Genomic DNA, 20,332 nt, shown 5'->3' with positions numbered 1-20,332 from the left:
ATGCTCCGGAGGACATGTATGCGAGGCCATGTACTGACGGCCATCCTCGTCGCCGCGGCCGCCGGCTGCGGCGAAGCCGGCGGCAAGGCCACCGAGGCGACGAGCGGCGGCGAGACGACGACGACCGGCATCGGCACGGCCGGTACCGAGGCGAGCGACACCACCGCGCCGACCACCGGCGACCCGTGCGCCGGTCCGACCCGCTGCCCGATCGAGGGCGAGTGGCCGCTGCCGAAGCTCAGCGACTACGACTTCTTCCTCGACCCGATGGTCGACCTGGGGCCGAAGGACGGCGTGGTGCCCTACACGGTGGCGGCGCCGCTGTGGTCCGACGCGGCGGGCAAGGGCCGCTTCATCGTCCTGCCGGAGGGCGGCAAGATCGAGTTCACCGACGGCGAGGGCTGGGGCTTCCCCGAAGGCGCGGTGATCATCAAGAACTTCTGGTTCGACCACGACCGCCGCGACCCGGCCGCGGGCCGGCGGATGATCGAGACGCGCCTGCTCTACCTCGAGGGCGGGGCCTGGAAGTCGGTGACGTACCTGTGGGACGACGCCCAGACCGAGGCGACGCTGCACAAGATCGGCAAGCGGGTCGACGTCGCGTTCATCGACGAGGCGGGCGACGCCCAGGTCGAGGAGTACATCGTGCCCAACCTCGACCAGTGCGGCAGCTGCCACGAGCGCGACGACGCCACCGAGCTGCTGGGGACGATCACCCACCAGCTCAACACCGAGATCGTGGTCGACGGCCAGCCCGTCAACCAGCTCGAGTGGCTCGCCTCTCAGGACATGTTCTCCGGGACATTGCCCGAGATGCAGACGCTGCCGCAGCTGGTCGACCCGTTCGGCGACGCGCCGCTCGCCGACCGCGCCCGCTCGTACCTGCACGCCAACTGCTCGCACTGCCACCGCCTCGGCGGCGGGGCCGGCAAGAGCGGGCTGGTGTTCCTGGCCTGGGAGGAGATCGAGGCCAAGCTCGGGGTGTGCAAGGTGCCGGCGGCCGCGGGCCCGGGCACCGGCGGTCACCACTACGACATCGTGCCCGGCCAGCCGGACGACAGCATCGTCATCTTCCGCATGAACTCGCTGGACCCGGAGATCAAGATGCCCGAGCTGCCCAACCGGGTGATCGACCAGAAGGGCGTCCAGCTGATCCGCGACTGGATCGCGGCGATGCCGGCGAAGGACTGCGAGATGCTGCCCTGAGCTGGCCTTCGGGCCAGCTGGTGCCTGTTCGCCGGCGCGGCGGGACCCGGCCGCGGTAGGCGGGCTGGCCTTCGGGACAGCCGCGCCCCCTCACTGGCGCGGCGGGACCGGGTCGCAGTAGAGGCAGGGGTCCATCACCGGCGAGGGCGTCTCGGCCGGGTGGGGCGGGCGACCGAGCGGGATCGTCACCGTGCCGGCGCCCCAGCGGCCGGCGCGGCGGCGGCGGAGCACCGCCGAGACGCTGTCCTCGCGCACGTACAGCTCGGCGAAGCCGGCGCGGTTGGTCTGCAGCTCGGCCTTGAGCGCGGTGCCCTGGAAGTACCACAGGCCGCGGGCCCCGCCGCGGCTGTCGGGCGCCGAGGCCGAGCCCGAGATGACCTGAAAGACAGGGTGCTCGAGCCAGTAGCGGCTCGAGCGCTTGGTCGCCGGGCCGATGTCGCCGGTGGCCAGGAGCATGCGGTCGTGGGCCGACAGCGCGCCGGCGAACAGGCCGGCGTCGACCGCCCGGCGCACCGGCGCGGCGTGGAGGTAGTAGCCGCTGTCGCTGTACATGCCGCCGACCCCGTGCGGGCCGGCGCTCTCGAGCGGGTGGTGGCTGACGAGCAGGCGCGGCCACGGCGCGGGCGCGGCGGTCAGGGCCTTCAGCAGCGCCTCCTGCTCGGCCACGCTCTGGTCGGCGCGCGCGGCCGCGGGGGTGTTCACCCGCGGCGGGACCAGCCAGGCGGCGCTGTCGACCACCACCAGCTCGACCAGCGGGGCTGTCTCGGGAGACATGTCCTTGGGACCCGGTGCGCAAAGACCTGTCGCGCAGGACATGGTCACCAGGACATGTCCGTCCGGATAGACCGCGACCGCGTAGTTGTGCCCGGGCATGGCCCACGGGTGCGGGCCCTTGCCGGGCTCCGGCTGCAGCTCGAGCTCGGGCTGGCCGCAGCGCCAGTCCTGCTCGCCGAGAGCGGCCAGCGCCGCGCCGCCGGCGGCCGCGTGGGCGCGGACCACCCGCGCGAGCGCGGCCGGCCCCTTGGCCCGCCACGCCGCCGCCGGCGCGGTGCAGCGGCCGAGGTCGCCGGGGCCGACCGGGCCGATGTTGTCGCCGAGCCAGAGCACCACCGCGGGCCGGCCGCGGCGCTTGTGCTCGGCCAGCACGCGCTCGAGCTCGACGGCGGTCGCCTGGCCCGCCCGGCCCTTCGCGCCGACGTCGCCGAGCAGGACCAGGCTGACCTCGGGGACAGCCGGCACCGCGGGCACCACCGGCGGCCCCCACTGCTTGCCGCGCTCGATCGCGCAGGCGGACAGCGCGGTCGCGGCGACCACGGCCGCGAGGACGGAGCGGCGCACGGCGGGCGCGCTCCGTGGGGAGCCGCCGCGACGGCGATGCCGGCGAGATCCGCGAGCCTGCGCAGCCGTCATGGACGCGCGAGCATAACACGCGGACGCCCTCGCGGACGCGGCGGCGGCTGGCGCGGCGGGGCCCCGTGGGCTCGCGGCGGCCGCGATGGAGAGCGTGCGGCGCGTCGCACACTCTCGCCTCGCGGCAGACCGGCCTCTGCGGGCCGCAGCGGCGAGCTTACGCACGGTGTGGGGTCCAAGGCGCGCTTGCGCGGCCCCAGGGGGTCGGGCAAAAGTCGACGCATGTCGCCCGCGGCGATCATGCTGTCGATGACCGTCAACGGCGAACCGGTGCAGGTGGCCGCGCCGCCGCACTGGACGCTCCTGGAGGTGCTGCGCTACCGCCTCGACCTGATCGGCAGCAAGCAGGGCTGCGACAAGGGCGACTGCGGGGCCTGCACCGTGCAGATCGACGGCGTGCCGCAGCTCGCGTGCCTGACCCTGGCGATCCACGCCGAGGGCCGCGCGGTCACCACGGTCGAGGGGCTGGGGCTCCTGGCCGGCGGGGTCCACCCGCTGCAGGACGCGTTCGACCGCCACACCGCGGCGCAGTGCGGGTTCTGTACGCCGGGCATCCTGCTGAGCGCCGAGGCGCTGCTGCGCAAGCGCGGCCGCGAGGTCACGCGCGCGGAGGTGTGCGAGGCGCTCGCGGGCAACCTGTGCCGCTGCACCGGCTACACCAAGATCATCGACGCGGTGGTCGACGCCAGCCGCGTCATGGCCGGCGCGAATTCCCAGGAGGCTGGCCGTGGCGAGTGACGACGCAGAGCGCGAGGCGACGGGCGACGGCATCGGCGAGGTGATCGCCGGCGACGAGGCGAGCGAGCAGGCCGAGCGCGATCGGGCCTCTTGGCAGCTCGGCAAGTCTCACCGCAAGGTCGACGCGATGGAGCGCATGCGGGGCGTCACCCGCTACACCGACGACCTCAAGCTGCCGGGCATGCTGCACGCCAAGATCTTGCGCAGCCCGCACGCGCACGCCCGCATCAAGTCGATCGACAGCGCGGCCGCGCTGGCGATGCCCGGCGTGTTCGCGGTCGTCACCGGGCAGGACTTCAAGATCCCCTACGGCATCATCCCGTGGACGCCCGACGAGAACGCGCTCGCGGTCGACAAGGTGTGCCACGTCGGCGACGGCCTGGCCGCGATCGCGGCGGTCGACGAGGACACCGCCAACGCGGCCCTGCGCGCGATCGTGGTCGAGTACGACGTCCTGAAGCCGTACTTCGACCCCGAGGAGGCGCTCAAGGTCCGCGACCGCGAGGGCACGATCAACCCGTACTCGCGCAAGGGCAACGTGTCGAAGCACGTGCTGCTCGAGTTCGGCGACATCGACGCCGAGCTGCAGCGCGCCGACCTGGTGATCGAGGGCGATTACTTCTTCGAGGGCACCACCCACGGCGCGATCGAGCCGCACTGCGCGCTCGCCCACGTCGACGGCGCCGGGGTGCTGACGGTGTGGTCGGCGACGCAGGTGTCGCACTACCTGCACCGCGAGCTGGCCAAGGTGCTCGAGCTGCCGGCGCACAAGATCCGCGTGATCCAGCCGCCGCTCGGCGGGGCCTTCGGCGGCAAGAGCGAGCCGTTCGACCTCGAGTTCGTGGTCGCCAAGCTGGCCATGAAGACAGGTCGGCCGGTCAAGCTGCTGTACACCCGCGAGGAGGTGTTCTACGCCCACCGCGGCCGCCACCCGATGAAGATGAAGCACCGCACGGGCTTCACCAAGGACGGCGGCCTGCTCGGCGTCGACGCGCGCACGATCCTCGACGGCGGCGCCTACTCGAGCTTCGGCCTGGTCACGACGTACTACTCGGGCCAGCTGATGTGCGCGCCGTACGTCTTCCCGGCCTACCGCTTCGACAGCACGCGCGCCTACACCAACAAGCCGGCGTGCGGGCCGAAGCGCGGCCACGGATCGGTGCAGCCGCGCTTCGCCATGGAGATCCAGCTCGACAAGGCGGCCGCGGCCCTCGGCCTCGACCCGATCGAGCTGCGCCGCCGCAACGCGATCAAGGCCGGCGAGAAGACCGTCAACGAGTTCACCGTCGGCTCGTCCGGCTTCCTCGAGTGCCTCGAGAAGGTCGAGCGTTCTTCTGGGTGGATCGAGAAGCGGCGCGACTTGCCCTTCGGCCGCGGCATCGGCATCGCCGGCTCGACCTACATCAGCGGCACGAACTACCCGATCTACCCCAACGAGATGCCGCAGGCGGCGGTCCAGATCTGCCTCGACCGCAGCGGCCGCGCGCGCGTGTTCAGCGGCGCCAACGACATCGGCCAGGGCAGCAACACGATGCTGGCGGTGATCGTGTCGGAGGAGCTCGGGATCCCGCTCGAGGACATCCGCGTGCTGTCGGCCGACACCGACCTGTGCCCGGTCGACCTCGGCGCCTACTCGTCGCGCATCACTTTGATGGTCGGCAACGCCTGCCTCGAGGGCGCGCAGCGGCTGCGTCGCAAGGTGTGCGCGAGCGTGGCCAAGCGCTGGGGCATCCCGCGCCAGCGCGTCACTCTGGCCGGCCGCATGGCGATCGACCGCGAGGACCCGTCGCGCCACGTCGACAGCGCGCAGGCGTTCCAGTGGGCCGAGGCCGACCACGGCCTGCTCGGCGAGACCGGCAGCTACAACACGCCGAAGGACCGCCACGGCGAGTACCGCGGCGGCACGATCGGCGCCTCGCCGGCGTACTCGTTCACGGCCCACGTGGCCGAGGTCGAGGTCGACGCCGAGACCGGCCTCGTCGAGGTCAAGACGATCTGGATCGCCCACGACTGCGGCAAGGCGCTGTCGCGCAAGATCGTCGAGGGCCAGATCGAAGGCTCGACCTACATGGGCTTCGGCGAGGCGTTGATGGAGCGCCACGCGGTCGACCCGGCGCACCGCGGCGTGCACGTCGGCCCGAGCTTCCTCGACTACCGCATGCCGACATTCCTCGACACGCCCGACCTCGAGGCGATGATCGTCGAGGCGCCCGACGCCAACGGGCCCTACGGCGCCAAGGAGGCCGGCGAGGGCCCGCTGCATTCGAGCATCCCGGCGATCGCCAACGCGATCTACGACGCCGTCGGCGTCCGCCTCGACCGCCTGCCGTTCACGCCGCAGACCGTGCTCGCGGCCCTGCGCCAGCGCGAGGAGAAGGAGCGGGCCGGCCAGCTCGCCCCGCACAAGCCCGCCGCGCAAACGTCCCGGAGGAGCGCCTGATGCTGCGCCTGCCGCAATTCGAGGTCGTCGCCCCCGAGAGCGTCGCCGACGTCGTGACCGCTCTGCAGCGGCCCGGCGCGCGCATCGTCGCCGGCGGCACCGACATTCTCCCCAACCTCAAGCACCACCTCGGCACGCCGCAGCATCCTGCGGAGCTGCCGCCGGTCCTCGTGAGCCTGTCCCGCGTGACGGCCCTGCGCGGCGTGGCGCTCGACGAGGCCGCCGGGGTGCTGCGGGTCGGCGCCGGCGTGACTCTGTCGCAGCTGAGCGAGCACCCGGAGGTCCAGGCGCGCTTCCCCAGCCTGTCCCAAAGCGCAGGTGCGGTGGCGAGCCCGCCGATCCGCAACATGGGGACCATCGGCGGCAACGTGAACCTCGACACCCGCTGCCGCTACGTCAACCAGACCCACTTCTGGCGCGAGGCGCTCGGGGGCGGCTGCCTGAAGTCGGAGGGCAACGTGTGCCACGTGGTCCCCGGCGGCCGCAATTGCGTGGCGGCGATGAGCTCCGACAACGTGCCGGTGCTGATCTCGCTCGACGCGACGATCGTGCAGGCGGGGCCGGAAGGGGTCCGCGAGCTGCCGATCGAGGAATACTACAAGGCCGACGGCCTGGCGCACACGAACGCCAAGCCCGGCGAGGTGACCACCGAGCTGCGTGTGCCGCTGCCGAAGGGGCCGCGGCGGTCGCACTATATCAAATGGTCGGTGCGCAAGAGCATCGACTTCCCGCTGGTCAGCGTGGCGCTGCGCTTCGACCTCGAGGCCGACGAGGCGACGGTCGCCGCGGTCAAGGTGGTCGTCGGCGTGCTCGGCTCCAAGCCGCGCACCCTCGGCAAACTCGACGACGTCGTCGGCAAGAAGTTCGGCGACCCGGCCGTGGCGCGCACGGTGGCCGACGCCGCCTATGCGCAGTGCAAGCCGCTCGAGAACGTGCCCTACGAGGCGGCCTATCGCCGCGACATGATCCGCGTGTACACGCGCCGGGCGATCGAAGCGATGGCGGCGGCGGAGTGAGGTGATTGCGGCCCTCGGTCGCAATCACCACAGTCGTTTTTCATCCTCCCAGTGGATGCGCTTATCGACGCGAGCGACGTCGGTGCTCGATTCGCGCTCGCAGAGCGCGGGCGAGCGCGCGCGCTCGCGGCGATTCAGCCGACTGGCGGTCATGCACGCGCGGCTCGATGAAGGTCGCGAGCGAGGCCGCGCGCCGGCCCGGTGCTTTTCATCGCGAGGCGGACTGCCTAAGCTGGCGACGTTCGCAGTCTTTTTGAAAGAGACACCATGACTGAACTTCCGAAGCTCGCCGCGCCCCAGCTCGTCACCAACAGCCGGATGCTCTATACGAGCTGGATCCCCGCCGATCCGGCCGCGGCCCGCAAGTTCTTGCCGCCCGCCCTGCATCCGGCGCCGAACGGCGCCATCTACATGAATCAGTACGTGGTCGATTCCGCCGAGCAGACCACCGGCTTCGGCGCATACTCGCTGACGTACATCGGGCTCGACCTCGACTCGTTCGCGCCCGACGGCGCGACGCCGGCCCGGTTCTTCACCCACTACTTCAACTCCTCGCCGATCGTGCGCGCCTACGTGGCCGAGCGCGGGGTGCCGGCCAGCCCGGGCGACACCGAGCTCGACCTGCACGCGCACACTCTGACGGCCACGACCTCGGTCGACGGCAAGCCGCTGATCCGCACCCGCGTCAAGGTGAGCAAGAAGATCGGCGTGACCGTCTCGGGGCACCTCAAGTACGTCACCCGCGTGGGCGACCGCCTGGTCGGCGGCAATTACCCGTACATCGGCGAGCTCGTCGACGAGTTCGAGGTGCAGTCGATCGAGTTCCTCGACACCAGCCACCCGGTCTACGCGCTGCGCCCGGCGTCGCCGCTGCAGATCTTGCCGGCGGCCAGCTTCTACTCGCCGCGCGACTCGTTCGTCTACCCGGGCGGCGTCGAGGACATGGGCCCGGCCGGCGGCTAGCGCTTCAGGACATGCTCTGGAGGGCATGTCCGTGAGGCAAGGTCGTCAGTGCTTCACGGGCTCGCCGGTGCGGCAGGCAGCGACGAGCTTGGCCCACACGGGGCCGGTCACGCCAAGGCCGTAGTGGAGGAGCGGATGGAGCATGCGGCCCCGCTGCCGCTCGCACCGGTCCATCGCGCGGATCCGCCGCGGATCGTAGCCATCCTGTCCGCGCTCGAGCTGTTCGACGAGGCCCTCGACGCTGAGGTCGTCGAGCTCGTCGCGCGGCCGCAGGATGGCGGCGATCTCGGCGAAGTAGGGGCGGAAGGTAAACAGCGGGAGATGCGGGGCGTCGAGCTCGAGCCGCGCGAGGACGACGAGCAGCGGTTCGTCGCGCGGCTCCGCGGCGGCGAGCAGGCGCTCGCGCGACGGCAGGTCGACGCGCGCCAGCAGCTCCGGGCGGTTCGCGAGGTATAGCGCGGCCTCGTCCTTGACCGAGTCAGGCCCCGTGGCGATCGCGTCGACGAGGGCGCGCACGCGGGCGTCGGGATCTTTCGCGGCCGCGAAGGCCTTCATCGCGTGCGCCAGGGGGTCGTCGGCGCGGAGCTCGAGGTAGCCCTCATACTGGCCGAGCGTCTCGCCGCGCGGACCGAGGAACACGAGGGCGCGGCGACCGGTGCGATAGCCGACGTGACAGCTGGTGTTGGTCTCCTGCCCCTTGAGCGTGGCCCGCGGCGAGCCCTTGAGCATCTGCAGCACGCGGAGGCGGGCCATGCCGGCCTTGTGGCGCCCAGGGGCCTGCTGGACGCGGACCTCGGCCACGCGCGCGGCCTGGTCGAACAGCTCGAACGGGGTCTCGTGGCGCTTGCTGCAGGCCGACGCGGGCCGCGGCGCGAGGAGCAACATCGCGGCCGAGACCACGAGGAGCGGGGCGAACCTCCGCGCGGGCCGAGGCTCGAGGAGACGCGGCAGGGTGGAAGCCGCGAGGAGAGTGCCGGCGAGCGTTCGCGCGGGCCGAGGGGGGACGAGCGACAACAGGGCCGCGGCCGCGAGGAGGATGCCGGCGATCATTCGCACGGGAGTACGCGCGGAGGAGAGGGCGGATTCAGGCGGGCCCGCGCCGCCACATGTGAGCCAACGGGTCGGGTGAATGAGTCGTCGTCCGTGGCCCATAGGGGCCGCGACGGGCTGGTTCAAACTCGCCGATCGTGGTCTCGTGCGCGGCCTGTCGCGCACGGGGTGCGTGTTCGCGGCGAGCAGTGCATCGCGCGGGTTGGCGACCGATCGGCACGCGCGTGGCCGCGAGAGCAACAGTCACGGCGGCGGACCGGTCGAGGAGGACTTACAGCATTCGCGAGCTTCGCGTCGCAGCCGGCGCGCGAATCCCAGGATCCGCGCGCTGCGGTGATTCGCGCGGCGAATCACTGCACCGATCATTCGCCGATCAGCACGGTGCCGGCCTTGCCCACCGCGAACACCTCGCCGGTCGGCGCGGCCCAGGCGGCGAACAGCGCCTTGGCGTCGGCCGGGGTGGCGACGGGGCCCCAGCCGATGCCGTCGAAAGCGACGATCGCGGCGACCCCCTGCAGGGTCTCGCCGGCCCCGAACAGGCGATTGGCGGCGGTGCCGGCGAACATGTGGAGATAGCCGTTGAGGCCGGGGTTGACGATCTTCCACGCCTGGCCGTCCCAGCGGTGGCCGATCCCGCTGTGGCTGGCGGCCGCGTAGGCGAGCTGCGGGCTGAGGGCCCACAGGCCGAACGACGGGTTCGGCGCGCCCATGTTGACGATGTTGGTGCCGTTCCAGCGCAGGGCCCGATCGGCGGTGATGAAGGCGTCGTCGGCCGAGAAGGCGCGCAAGGAGATCGTGCGGGCCTTGCTGCCGTCGGGCGTGAACACTGCCTGCGGGGTGTAGACGGCGAGCTGGGTCTTGACGCCGCCGGTGACGCGCCAGAGCACCTGCTTCTCGCCGTTCTCGTCGTACACGAGCGCGAGCAGGTCCTCCTCGCCGAGCACCGACAGGCAGGCGTTGCTCTCCCAGATCGGGTTGAGGTCGACGTAGGGCAGCCACTCGAGGCCGTCCCAGCGGATGATCGCGCCGTCGCTGGCGATCGCGTACACGTCGTCGGCGGCGCTGCCGTGGACGCACTCGAGCCGCTTGCCGATGCCGCTGTCGATCGACTTCCAGTTGACGCCGTTGTGGTAGAGCGCGGTGCCGCTGTTGCCGACGACCCACACTGCCTTGGCGTCGCTGCCCCACACGCTGTAGAAGTCGACGTCGCCGGGGACGCTCTGCTTGGTGAACACGCAGTCGTCGAGGCAGGCCGGCGGCGGGGTGACGCACAGGCCCTGCTGGCACACCTGGCCGGGTCCGCAGGCGACCGCGTCGGCCCACACCGTGCAGCCCGTGTTCGGGTCGTCGACGCACTCGCTGACGCCCTCGCCGGTGCACTGGACCGATCCGGCGTCGCAGGCGTCGACGCAGCCGACCACGCACGCGCCGTCCTGGCACACCTGGTCGGCGGCGCACGGCTCGGGCTCGGACCACTCGAGGCAGCCGCCGCGGGCCATGCTGCAGGTGTGCACTGCGTCGTCGCCGACGCACTCGACGACGCCGTCCTCGCAGGCGTCGGCGCAGCCGGTGGTGTCGGCGGTAGTGGTGTCGGTGGTGCTGATGGTGGTCGCCTCGCTGGTCGTCTCGGTGGTGCCGGCGGTGTCTGTGGTCGCGGTGCCGTCGGTGACTGTGGCGGCGGTGGTCTCGGTCGCGCCCGACTCGGAGGCGCTGACTGCCGACGCGGCGGTGGGGTCGGTGTCGGTCGGCGTGCCGGTCTCGCTCTCGGAGTCGCTGTTCGAGCCGGCGTCGCCGGTGGTCGGGACCCCAGTGTCGCTGACCGTGGCGCCGCTGGTGCTCGTGGTGCCGGCGGTGGTGGTGTCGCCGGAGTTCGAGTCGGAGGCGGAGCCGCTGGCGGTGCCGTCGTCACCGCAGGCGGCCGCGACGACGAGGAGCAGGGGGAGAACGCGAGGGGAAGCCATGGGCCGGGTATCCCGCGGACGCCGGCGCGGCGTCAAGGTCGGGGATCTGACGTGCTCTGAAAGACATGTCCAGAGGGACATGCGGAGAAGCGCGTGCCGACGATCGATCGCGCGCTCACCCGGTCGCGAGGCGGAGCAGGGCTGCCAGGACGGCCGGCTCCTGGGCGGCGTTGAAGTGGCGCGCGCCGGGCACGACCTCGACCTCGGCACCGAGCCGCTCGCGCCACAGGGCCGCGTTGGCGTGGTGGTCGCGGGTGAACGGGTCGCCGTCGCTCAGGAGGACGGTGAGGCGGGGCACTGCCGCGCGCACGCGCGCGAGGTCGGGCAGGTTGTCCTGCCAGGGGAGGATCGTCGGCCACGGCTGGTCGACGCTCCACCAGCCGGCGACCGCGAGCACGCCGGCGATCCGGGCGCCCGCGGGCAGGGCCGCGATCGCGTGCAGCAGCGCCTGGCAGCCGACGCTGTGGCCGAGGACGAAGGTGTCCCGAAGGACAGCCGGGTCGTCGCCGAGGAGGCGAGCGATCGCCGGCGGCCAGGTGTCGAGGCGCGGGGTGCCGGGGTGCGGCAGGTCGGCGACGACGACCGGGTCCAGCGGCCGCCCGGGCACTGCCGCCAGCGCGTCGACCAGCCAGGGGTAATAGTCGGAGCGCGGGGTCCCGGCCCAGCGCGGGACGACGAGGAGGCGAGCCATGGCTCGCGGAGGATAACCCGAGAGGCGCCCCCGTGCGTGACGGACCATGGCATCGACGACGAGCCGAGGTGGCCGAAGTGTACGAAAGGACATGACCTCGAGGGCATGTCCTTACATGCATGCCGGAGCGCGCTACAGCAGCAGCCCGGGGAGCGGGCCGGAGCCGACGTCGACGTCGTTCTCGCCGTAGTTGGCGATCGAGGTCTGGCCCATCGCGTGGAGGATGCCGACCAGCAGGCGGTGGTGGGCGACGTCCTGGTGGGTGACGAAGCGGCCGGCATTCAAAAAGGTTTTGCCGCCGACGACGACGAACGGCATCTCGGTGAACTGGTGGGTCTGGCCGTGGCCGACCTCGGTGCCCCACACGATCATCGTGTTGTCGAGCATGGTGCCGTCGCCCTCGGGCACTGCCGCGAGCGCGTCGGCGAGCTCGCGGATCTTCTCGGCGTAGTAGCGGCGGATCCCGCGGAGGTAGGCCTCGGCCTCGCTGTTCTCGGGGGCGTTGTGGGTGTGCGCGTGGTGGAAGTCGGTCATGGGCGCCGGGATCCACGGGTACGTGTTGGCGTCCCACTCGCCGCGCGCGACCTGCAGGGTGACGACGCGGGTGAGGTCGCAGCGCAGCGCGGCGGTGATCAGCTGGATGTGACGCGACAGCACCTGCGCGCTCGACTCGTTGGCGACGTGATCGATCGGCTCGCCGAGCGGCGGGACCTCGCACTGGTAGCCATTGACCAGCGCGGCCTCGATGTCGCCCAGCGCCGCCAGGTGCGACTCGATCTTCGGCCGCTCGTCGCCGCCGACCTTGAACCGCAGGCCCTCGAGCTCTGCGCGCACGACGTCCATCGAGCTCATGCGCTTGGCCTTGAGCCGCTCGTAGGCCTCCTTGTCGAGGGTGGCCAGGCCGAACAGCTGGTCGTAGGCGTGCTGCGGGTCCTCGTACAGCTCGGTCGGGGTGTCGGGCGCGGTGAACGACATGCGGTTGGCGACGTGGACGCCGCCGACCTGGTAGCCGAGGTGGAGCGAGTGCAGCGGGGTGGTGCCGGCGAGGCCCTGAGCGATGACTTGATCGATCGAGGCGTTGACGTTGCCGCCCCAGCCGAGCGGGTCGTCGGGCGGGGCGCCGCCGTGCTTGTACTTGTCGCCGGGGAGCTGCTCGGAGCCGGTGAACAGCAGCGGCATGCCGCGGGTGTGCGGGCCGGCGCCGCCCTGACCGTTGAGGCGCAGGCCCTTGAGGACGATCAGGTTGTCGTGCTGATACGGCGCGAGCGGGGCCAGCAGCTCGGGCAGGACGAAGTCGGTCTCGGTGCCGGTCGGGTTCCAGAACTTGTGGAGGGTGCCGTGCGGCGTGTAGACGAGGATCAGCCGGCGCGGCGCGGGGTCGGTCTCGCCGCGGGCGTCGAGCAGCGGGACGAAGGGGGCGCACGCGGCTCCGAGCCCGAGCGCCTGCAGCAGCTTGCGACGGCCCCAGCGGCCGCTCTTGCGATGATTCGTTGCGGTCATGGCGGGCGGCTCCTTCACTCGGCGGCGAACACGAGGGTGCGGAAGGCGGGGCTCGTGACGATGTCGCCGAGCAGGGCGCGCATGTCACCGTCGTGGGCGGCGAAGCGGTCCTGCAGGTCGGCGACCTGGCAGGTGTCGGCGGTGGCGAGGATCCGTCCGAGCGCGTAGGTGGTCCACTGGAAGGCGACGCAGTCGCGCACGACGGGGTCGTCGGCGAGCAGGTGCGCCAGCTCGACGGGGCCGTCGAAGTCTTTCTCGGTGATGCCGTAGCCGCGCAGGGTGCCGCTCTCGTCGACGGGCAGGCCGTTCTCGAGCTCGCGCACGACGCCGAACGCGTCGTAGCCCTCGAAGCCGAAGCCGATGCCGTCGATGTAGAGGTGACAGCCGGCGCAGCTCGGCTCGCTCGAGTGTTTTTCAAAGCGCTCGCGGGTGGTGGCGTTCGGGTCGGGCGGCGGCGGGAAGATGTTGTTCGGCGGGGCCGGCAAAAATGTGCAAAGCAGGCTCTCGAGCACGACGACGCCGCGCAGCACCGGCGAGGACTGGCCGGGGTTGGCGTGGGTGGCGAGCCAGCCGACCTGCGTGAGCAGGCCGGCGCGGCGGGCCGGGTCGAGCTGGACGTAGCTGCCCGGCTCGGCTGGCTGGGCCAGGCCGTAGAGCGGCAGCAGCTCGTCGGGGACGGGCGAGTAGGGCGCGGTGAGGAGGGTCGAGAGGCGCGCGTCGTCGTCGCGGATCACCATCGCCATGAAGTCGGCGGCCTCGCGCTTCATCGCCTCGCGCAGGTCGTCGCCGAACTCCGGCACCAGCGGGTGCGGCGACTTCTCGACCCAGTCGAGGTGGTCGAGCTCGAGCCACTGGACCGCGAAGGCACCGAGGCCGCGCCGCGCCTTGTCGTCGGCGAGCATGCGCTCGAGTTGGGCCTGCAGCTGGGCGTCGTCCTGCAGCTGGCCGGCGTCGGCGGCGGCCCGCAAGGCGTCGTCGGGCATGCTGTTCCACAGGAAGAAGGACAGCCGCGCGGCCAGCTCGTGGTCGCCGAGCGGGGTCCAGCCGCGCTCGTCCGGGGCGCCGGTGCCGAGCTCGACCTGGTAGAGGAAGTAGGGCGACTGCAGCATGGTGGCGATCACCTGCCGCACCGCGGTGGCCGGGGTCTCGCCCGCGAGGGCGCGCGTGAGGTCGTAGACGCCGAGGTAGCGGTCGACCTCCTCGGTCGTCAGCGGCTTGCGCAGGGCGCGGGCACCGAAGTCGCGGACGAAATCGCGGACGCAGGTGCCGAGCTCGGGCGCGTCGGGGGCGAGGTTCTGCACGTCGCACGGGACGAGGCCGACGAGGTCGGCGACGCCTGCCACCTGCTCGGCGATGTCGGCCAGCGAGGTGACGCCGATGGTGTCGATCGGGACGACGACGTTGCTGTCGAAGGGTCCCACCTTGGCGTCGAGGCCGTCGAGCGCGCTCGAGGGGACGTCGGCGACGCCGAGCAGGTCCTGGATCGTGAAGTCGTACTGGGCGCGGGTGAGGCGGCGCAGCGGGGTGGGCGAGAGACCGAGGGTCTGACACTCCTCGGCGGGCGGAGCCTCGCCGGTGGTCGGCTCGCTCGCGGTGGGGTCGGCGCCGGTGGTGCTGGCGTTGCCGCTCCCGTCGGTGGTCGCGGTGTCGGGCCCGTCGCCGGTGCTGGCGGCGCCGCTGTAACAGCCGCTCGCGAGGCACAACCACAGTGATGTGCTGATCGATCTGCGCTGCTGCATCCTCACCTCCGCGTCCCCTGCATCCTTCATGTTTGAGGCGGCGACGAATATCGTGTCAAGGCCACGCGAGCGCGCATGCACGAGGCCGTGACGCGGCGAGGGGGCCATCTGTCCCGAGGGCCAGGGACCCCGGCGGTGCATCGCGTGCCCCACTGTCGAGGTGTCACGCGACTCGATCGGTGCGTCGCGCAGGAAGATCGGGGGCGCGCTGTCGATGACGCGGGCCATGCCCTGAGCGCTCGAGGTGAAGCGCGATGCGAGGTGGGGCTCGCCCCGTGTTCGCGAAGGCAGGATGGACTCGAGTCGAAGGTGCGATCGAGTTCGGCGGTCGCACCGCGAGGAGATCGGTCGAGCGCAGCACAGGCACGAGCGACTGCGGCGCAAGCGCGAGGTCATGGACGCAGCGGGCGGGGCCGTGGGTGCAGCGGCGGGGGCGGTCCCGCTTGACCGCGGCGGCGCTGCGGGACAGTGTGAGGGCCGTGTCGCTCGCCCTCGCGCGCGTCGTCCTGCTCACGGCCCTGCTCGCGGCGGCGTGTACGAGCGCGCCGGTCGACACCGGCAAGGCGGCCGCGGGGCCGCAGCCGCGGGCGGTCGAGGTGGCGGAGGCTCGGGCCGCGCCCCATCCGCGAATTCTGACGCTCTCGGGCACTCTCGCGGCGCTTGAAAAAGTGCAGGTGGCGGCACGGGTCGAGGGGCCGATCACGGAGGTGAAGGTCGACCTCGGCGACCGCGTGACCCGCGAGCAAGAGCTGGCGGCGATTCGTCCGATCGACTACCGCGCGCGCGTGTCGGAGGTCGAGGCCTCGCTGGCGCAGGCGGAGATCGACGTGAAGCGGCTGGAGAGCCTCGGCGGGGTGGCGACGCAGGAGGAGCTCGAGAAGGCGCGGACGCGGCTCGCGGGGGCCAAGGCGCAGCGCTCGCAGGCGTCGCGCCAGCTCGGCGACACGACGGTGCGCGCGCCGTTCACGGGCGCGATCGCGGCGCGGCACGTGGCCCCGGGGACGTACGTGAAGCCGGGCACGGCCCTGTTCGACCTGGTCGCCGACGACAAGCTGCGGCTCACGGTCGAGGTGCCCGAGCGCTACGCGGCGCTGGTCCAGGTCGGCACGCCGGCGACGGTGACGCTCAAGGACTCGCTGGTCGGCGAGCCCGGCGAGGCGGGGGCGAAGATCGCCGAGGGCGCCGGCGCGGTCCAGGCCGCGGTGACGCGGGTGTCGCCGGTGGTGTCGCCGACGACGCGCACGTTCACGGTCGAGGCGGTGTTCTCGCCGGCCGGCAGCGTGCTCCGCCCCGGGATGTTCACGGTGGCGACGCTGTCGCTCGGGCACGAGGCCGGCAGCGTCCGCGTGCCGCGGGCCGCCGTGTTCCACGTGCTCGGCCGCGACCGGGTGATGCGCGTCGAGGCCGGAGTGGCGGTCGCCCACGACGTCGACCTCGTCGCCGAGGAGGGCGGCGACGCGATCGTGCTCGGGCTCGATCCGGGCTCGCAGGTGATCGTCCGCGGGGCGGCGCTGATCGCCCCGGGCACGCCGGTGGCGCCCAGCGCGGCGAAGGGCCTGCCCGCCGGGACAGGCCCCGAAGGACAGGGCGCGAAGGACATGCCCCCGGGGCCAGGCGAGAAGGGCGCGGAGACGAAGGCTGCGGGGCCGACGGCGGCGCCTGAAGGAGAGGACAGGCCCGAAGGGGCAGGCGAGAAGGGGAAGACGCCGTGACGCTGTCGGAGATCTGCGTCCGCCGGCCGGTCTTCACCCTGATGCTGATCCTCGCGTGCATGACCTTCGGCGTGCTGTCGTTCCGCACGCTCGGGGTCGACCAGTTCCCGGACGTCGAGATCCCGGTGGTCACGGTGACGACCACGCTGCGCGGGGCCAGCCCGGAGGAGATCGAGACCCAGGTCTCGAAGATCGTCGAGGACGCGGTCAGCACCGCCGAGGGCATCGACGAGCTGCGCTCGACGTCGCTCGAGGGCGTGTCGGTGGTCACGGTCAACTTCCTGCTCGACCGCGACCGCGACCAGGCGACCCAGGACGTGCGCGACAAGGTCGCGGCGGCGCTCAAGAACCTGCCCGAAGGGACAGACCCGCCGGTGGTCACCCGCTTCGACACGACTGCGGTCCCGGTGATCACTCTGGTGGTGTCGTCGGACCGCCGCGACCTGCGCGAGGTCACCGAGCTGGCGCGCAAGCAGGTGCTGGAGCCGCTGCAGGGGGTCGCCGGGGTCGGGCAGATCCAGCTGACCGGCGGGCAGCGGCGCGCCTTCAACGTGCTGCTCGACGCCGACGCGCTGGCGGCCCAGGGGCTGTCGATCCAGCAGGTGCGGCAGGCGATCGAGCAGCAGAACCTCGAGCTGCCGGGCGGGCGGCTCGAGAGCTCGGGGCGCGAGGAGGTGCTGCGCACGATGGCCCGCGTGCAGGACGCGCGCGAGCTGCGGCGGCTGGTGGTCGCCGAGCGCCAGGGCGCGCCGGTGCTGCTCGGCCAGATCGCCGAGGTCGAGGACAGCACCGAGGACCCGCGCTCGCTGTCGCGGCTCGACGGCGAGAACGCGGTCGCGCTGGTGGTGCAGAAGCAGGCCGGCACCAACACGGTCGAGGTGGTCGACTCGATCGAGAAGCGCATCGCGAGGCTGAAGCGCAGCCTGCCGGGCGACATCGAGGTCACGCCGATCCGCGACGCCTCGCGCTTCATCCGCCGCTCGATCCACGAGGTCGAGCTCCACCTGGTCCTCGGCGCCCTGCTCGCCAGCGTGTCCGTGCTGCTGTTCATGGGCTCGCTGCGCTCGACGCTGATCGCGGCGCTGGCGATCCCGTGCTCGATCGTCACGACCTTCGCGGTCCTCAACGCGCTCGACTACACGCTGAACAACTTCACCCTGCTGGCGCTGACTCTGGCGGTCGGCATCGTCATCGACGACGCGATCGTGGTGCTCGAGAACGTGTACCGCCGGGTCGAGCACGGCGAGCCGCCGGTGCAGGCGGCGATCGAAGGGACGCGCGAGATCACCCTGGCGGTGTTCGCCACCACCCTGTCGCTGATCGTCATCTTCCTGCCGACGGCGTTCATGGAGGGCCGCATCGGCCGGTTCTGGCGCTCGTTCGGCATCACCACCGCGTTCTCGATCGGGGTGTCGCTGTTCGTGTCGCTGACGCTGACGCCGATGCTGTGCTCGCGCCTGCTGAAGCCGCCGAAGCCGAAGGACCGGCACAGGCCGAGCCTGGTCGCGCGCCTCAACGACGGGCTCGACCGTGGCTACGCGTGGCTGGTGCGTTGGTCGCTGAACTGGCGCTGGCTGGTGGTCGCGCTGTCGCTGGCGACCGTGGCGATGGTGGTGCCGCTGGGCCAGCGCATCGGCAAGGACTTCATCCCCAAGGACGACACCAGCGAGTTCATGGTGGTGCTGACGATGCCCGAGGGCTCGAGCCTCGGGGCGAGCTCGGCGATGGCGGCGCGCATCGAGGGCCACCTCCGCGAGCTCCGCGGGGTCGAGCGGCTGTTTACCAGCATCGGTGCGGCCCGCGGCGGCGACGACGTCACGGAGGTCCAGATCTACGTGCAGGTGACGGACATCGAGCACCGCGACTACCCGCTCGACGCGGTGCAGAAGCAGGCCCGCGCGGCGCTGCGGCCGTACCCGGACCTGCGCCCGAGCGTGCAGGACCTCGGCGGCATGGGCGGCGGGGGGCGCCGGACCCAGCTCGCGTTCTCGCTGCGCGGGCCCGACCTCGAGCAGCTCGGCGAGTACACCGCGACCCTGATGGCGAAGATGGCCGAGGTCCCCGGGTTCGTGGACATCGACTCGTCGGCGGCGGTGCGCAAGCCGGAGGTGCGGGTCAAGATCGACCGCGACCGCGCCGCCGACCTCGGGGTGCGCGCCGGCGAGATCGCGGCGGCGCTGCGGACGATGGTCGGCGGCGAGCCGATCTCGAAGATCCGCGAGGGCGCCGAGCAGTACGACCTGTGGCTGCGCCTGCGGCCGGAGGACCGGCGCGACGTCGACTCGCTGCGCGGCCTGCCGATCCAGGCGCGCAGCGGGCTTATCCGCCTCGAGGCGCTGGCGGAGTTCGAGCGCGAGCGCGGGCCGGCGCAGATCGATCGATTGGGGCGGATCCGCCAGGTCGAGCTGGGGGCCAACCTCGACGGCCTGCCGCTCGGCGACGCGGTGGCGCGCGTGCAGGCGATGATCGGCGAGATGAAGCTGCCGCCGGAGTACGAGGTGGTCTTCACCGGGCGGGCGAAGACCATGAGCGAGACGATCACGAACTTCCTCGGCGCGCTCGCCCTGTCGTTCCTGTTCATGTACATGGTCCTGGCGGCGCAGTTCGAGAGCCTGCTGCACCCGGTGACGATCATGCTGTCGCTGCCGCTGTCGCTGCCGTTCGCGCTGCTGTCATTGATGCTGCTCGGCGACACGCTCAACATCTACTCGACGTTCGGCGTGTTCATGCTGTTCGGGATCATCAAGAAGAACGGCATCCTGCAGGTCGACTACACCAACACATTGCGCGAGCGCGGCGAGGCCCGCGACGCGGCGATCGTCGAGGCCAACAAGACCCGCCTGCGGCCGATCTTGATGACGACGATCACGCTGATCGCCGGCATGATCCCGATCGCCCTCGGCAAGGGCCCCGGCGCGGCCTCGCGGGCGTCGATGGCCAAGGTCATCATCGGCGGGCAGGCGCTGTCGCTGCTGATCACGCTGCTCATCGTGCCGGTCGCCTACTCGCTGTTCGACGACGCCGGCAACGCGCTGTCGCGGGCCGGCCGGCGGCTCCGCGGGCAGAAGGACGAGGTCTGAGTGTGTACCCTGCTGTTCGCGCTCGGGGTCCATCCCCGCTACCCGCTGGTGCTGGCGGCCAACCGCGACGAGTTCTACGCCCGCAAGACCGCGCCGGCCGGGTGGTGGCGCGAGGCGCCGCAGCTGTTCGCCGGGCGCGACCTGCAGGCCGGCGGGACGTGGTTCGGGGTGACCCGTCGCGGCCGCTGGGCGGCGCTGACGAACGTACGTGACCCCTCGGACATCCGCCTCGACGTCCGCTCGCGCGGGGCGCTGGTGGCCGACTACCTGCGCGGCGCGGCGGGCCCGGAGGCGTACGTGGGGGCGATCGCGGGCGAGCAGTACGCCGGCTTCAACCTGGTGTGCGGCGATCCGCATGGCGTTTGGTACATGAACAACAAGACAGGCGACCGACTGCGCCTTGAGCCGGGGCTGTACGGGATCAGCAACGCGGCCCTCGACACGCCGTGGCCGAAGGTGGTGCGCGGCAAGTCGGGGCTGGCGCGGCTCTTGACGGGCGAGGCGATCGAGCCGGCGGCGATCGTGGCGATGCTGGCCGACGCGAAGCCGGCGGCCGACGCGGAGTTGCCCGACACGGGCGTCGGGCTCGAGCTCGAGCGGGCCCTGTCGCCGCTGTGCATCGCCATGCCGGGCTACGGGACGCGCGTGTCGACGGCGCTGCTGCTCGGGGCCGACGGCTGGGCGGTGTGCCGCGAGCAGGCGACGGTGCCGGGGCCTCACCCGGCGATCGCCGAGGTCAAGTTCCGGTACGCAGGCGCATAAAAGGGCGCAGCGCGCCGCCCGACGCGGACGCGTGGGGGCTCGTCTTTTGCCCGGCTTCGCGGTA

Annotated in this window: 14 protein-coding genes; 8 read left to right on the top strand and 6 right to left on the bottom strand. The window is 72.0% G+C overall.

Features of this window, described 5'->3' with window-relative positions; all coding sequences use genetic code 11:
• The first annotated feature begins 18 nt into the window (after positions 1-18).
• A complete protein-coding gene (locus OV090_RS15950) occupies positions 19-1,206 on the top strand; it encodes a hypothetical protein (RefSeq protein ID WP_267704521.1) in 1,188 nt (395 codons plus the stop codon).
• Positions 1,207-1,296: 90 nt separating this feature from the next.
• On the opposite strand, the gene OV090_RS15945 is transcribed toward OV090_RS15950, so the two are convergent.
• Complete coding sequence (locus OV090_RS15945; protein ID WP_267704520.1) at positions 1,297-2,544, bottom strand: hypothetical protein; 1,248 nt, start codon at positions 2,542-2,544, stop codon at positions 1,297-1,299.
• 294 nt (positions 2,545-2,838) lie between these two features.
• Here OV090_RS15945 and OV090_RS15940 point away from each other — a divergent pair, with 294 nt between their 5' ends.
• The 4 genes from OV090_RS15940 to OV090_RS15925 all read left to right on the top strand — a co-directional run bounded on the left by OV090_RS15940 (position 2,839) and on the right by OV090_RS15925 (position 7,773).
• Positions 2,839-3,354 carry a (2Fe-2S)-binding protein gene (locus OV090_RS15940; RefSeq protein ID WP_267704519.1) on the top strand — a complete coding sequence of 172 codons (516 nt, stop codon included), beginning with the start codon at positions 2,839-2,841 and terminating at the stop codon, positions 3,352-3,354.
• Entirely contained in the window at positions 3,344-5,794 is a 2,451-nt protein-coding gene (locus OV090_RS15935) for a xanthine dehydrogenase family protein molybdopterin-binding subunit (protein ID WP_267704518.1), read from the top strand. The genes OV090_RS15940 and OV090_RS15935 overlap by 11 nt, the downstream gene beginning before the upstream one ends.
• Positions 5,794-6,810 carry an FAD binding domain-containing protein gene (locus OV090_RS15930; RefSeq protein WP_267704517.1) on the top strand — a complete coding sequence of 339 codons (1,017 nt, stop codon included), beginning with the start codon at positions 5,794-5,796 and terminating at the stop codon, positions 6,808-6,810. The genes OV090_RS15935 and OV090_RS15930 overlap by 1 nt, the downstream gene beginning before the upstream one ends.
• 267 nt (positions 6,811-7,077) lie before the next feature.
• Positions 7,078-7,773: a hypothetical protein gene (locus tag OV090_RS15925; RefSeq protein ID WP_267704516.1), complete on the top strand. Its 696-nt coding sequence runs from the start codon at positions 7,078-7,080 to the stop codon at positions 7,771-7,773.
• Between the two features lie 45 nt (positions 7,774-7,818).
• Here OV090_RS15925 and OV090_RS15920 read toward each other — a convergent pair whose 3' ends face one another.
• The 5 genes from OV090_RS15920 to OV090_RS15900 form a co-directional block, all read right to left on the bottom strand.
• Positions 7,819-8,658 carry a hypothetical protein gene (locus tag OV090_RS15920; RefSeq protein ID WP_267704515.1) on the bottom strand — a complete coding sequence of 280 codons (840 nt, stop codon included), beginning with the start codon at positions 8,656-8,658 and terminating at the stop codon, positions 7,819-7,821.
• A gap of 527 nt (positions 8,659-9,185) precedes the next feature.
• Positions 9,186-10,784: a hypothetical protein gene (locus OV090_RS15915; protein ID WP_267704514.1), complete on the bottom strand. Its 1,599-nt coding sequence runs from the start codon at positions 10,782-10,784 to the stop codon at positions 9,186-9,188.
• A gap of 115 nt (positions 10,785-10,899) precedes the next feature.
• Positions 10,900-11,475, bottom strand: a complete 576-nt coding sequence (locus OV090_RS15910; protein WP_267704513.1) for an alpha/beta hydrolase — start codon at positions 11,473-11,475, stop codon at positions 10,900-10,902.
• A 132-nt stretch (positions 11,476-11,607) separates the two neighbouring features.
• On the bottom strand, positions 11,608-12,975 hold the full coding sequence (locus OV090_RS15905) for a DUF1552 domain-containing protein (RefSeq protein ID WP_267704512.1): 1,368 nt from the start codon (positions 12,973-12,975) through the stop codon (positions 11,608-11,610).
• 14 nt (positions 12,976-12,989) lie between these two features.
• The gene (locus OV090_RS15900) at positions 12,990-14,714 is read right to left on the bottom strand and encodes a DUF1592 domain-containing protein (RefSeq protein WP_267704511.1); all 1,725 of its coding nucleotides are present in this window, start codon (positions 14,712-14,714) and stop codon (positions 12,990-12,992) included.
• A gap of 479 nt (positions 14,715-15,193) precedes the next feature.
• On the opposite strand from OV090_RS15900, the gene OV090_RS15895 reads away from it, so the two are divergent.
• Genes OV090_RS15895 through OV090_RS15885 form a run of 3 tightly spaced genes read left to right on the top strand, consistent with a single transcriptional unit; the run spans position 15,194 to position 20,268 of the window.
• Positions 15,194-16,426: an efflux RND transporter periplasmic adaptor subunit gene (locus OV090_RS15895; RefSeq protein ID WP_267704510.1), complete on the top strand. Its 1,233-nt coding sequence runs from the start codon at positions 15,194-15,196 to the stop codon at positions 16,424-16,426.
• The gene (locus OV090_RS15890) at positions 16,423-19,506 is read left to right on the top strand and encodes an efflux RND transporter permease subunit (RefSeq protein ID WP_267704509.1); all 3,084 of its coding nucleotides are present in this window, start codon (positions 16,423-16,425) and stop codon (positions 19,504-19,506) included. The genes OV090_RS15895 and OV090_RS15890 overlap by 4 nt, the downstream gene beginning before the upstream one ends.
• Complete coding sequence (locus OV090_RS15885) at positions 19,507-20,268, top strand: NRDE family protein (protein ID WP_267704508.1); 762 nt, start codon at positions 19,507-19,509, stop codon at positions 20,266-20,268.
• The last annotated feature ends 64 nt before the right edge of the window (positions 20,269-20,332 follow it).

It is taken from the genome of Nannocystis sp. RBIL2, assembly GCF_026626745.1.
Lineage (GTDB): Bacteria > Myxococcota_A > Polyangia > Nannocystales > Nannocystaceae > Nannocystis.
Note: the sequence above shows the minus strand (reverse complement) of the source record. Positions and strands in the feature narration are given on the sequence as shown.

What these genes read in the sequence shown, in the direction of transcription:
- OV090_RS15950 (WP_267704521.1), top strand. Translation starts at nt 19, where the DNA reads ATGCGAGGCCATGTACTGACGGCCATCCTCGTCGCCGCGGCCGCCGGC.
- OV090_RS15940 (WP_267704519.1), top strand. Translation starts at nt 2,839, where the DNA reads ATGTCGCCCGCGGCGATCATGCTGTCGATGACCGTCAACGGCGAACCG.
- OV090_RS15930 (WP_267704517.1), top strand. Translation starts at nt 5,794, where the DNA reads ATGCTGCGCCTGCCGCAATTCGAGGTCGTCGCCCCCGAGAGCGTCGCC.
- OV090_RS15925 (WP_267704516.1), top strand. Translation starts at nt 7,078, where the DNA reads ATGACTGAACTTCCGAAGCTCGCCGCGCCCCAGCTCGTCACCAACAGC.
- OV090_RS15920 (WP_267704515.1), bottom strand. Translation starts at nt 8,658, where the DNA reads ATGTTGCTCCTCGCGCCGCGGCCCGCGTCGGCCTGCAGCAAGCGCCAC.
- OV090_RS15915 (WP_267704514.1), bottom strand. Translation starts at nt 10,784, where the DNA reads ATGGCTTCCCCTCGCGTTCTCCCCCTGCTCCTCGTCGTCGCGGCCGCC.
- OV090_RS15910 (WP_267704513.1), bottom strand. Translation starts at nt 11,475, where the DNA reads ATGGCTCGCCTCCTCGTCGTCCCGCGCTGGGCCGGGACCCCGCGCTCC.
- OV090_RS15905 (WP_267704512.1), bottom strand. Translation starts at nt 12,975, where the DNA reads ATGACCGCAACGAATCATCGCAAGAGCGGCCGCTGGGGCCGTCGCAAG.
- OV090_RS15900 (WP_267704511.1), bottom strand. Translation starts at nt 14,714, where the DNA reads ATGCAGCAGCGCAGATCGATCAGCACATCACTGTGGTTGTGCCTCGCG.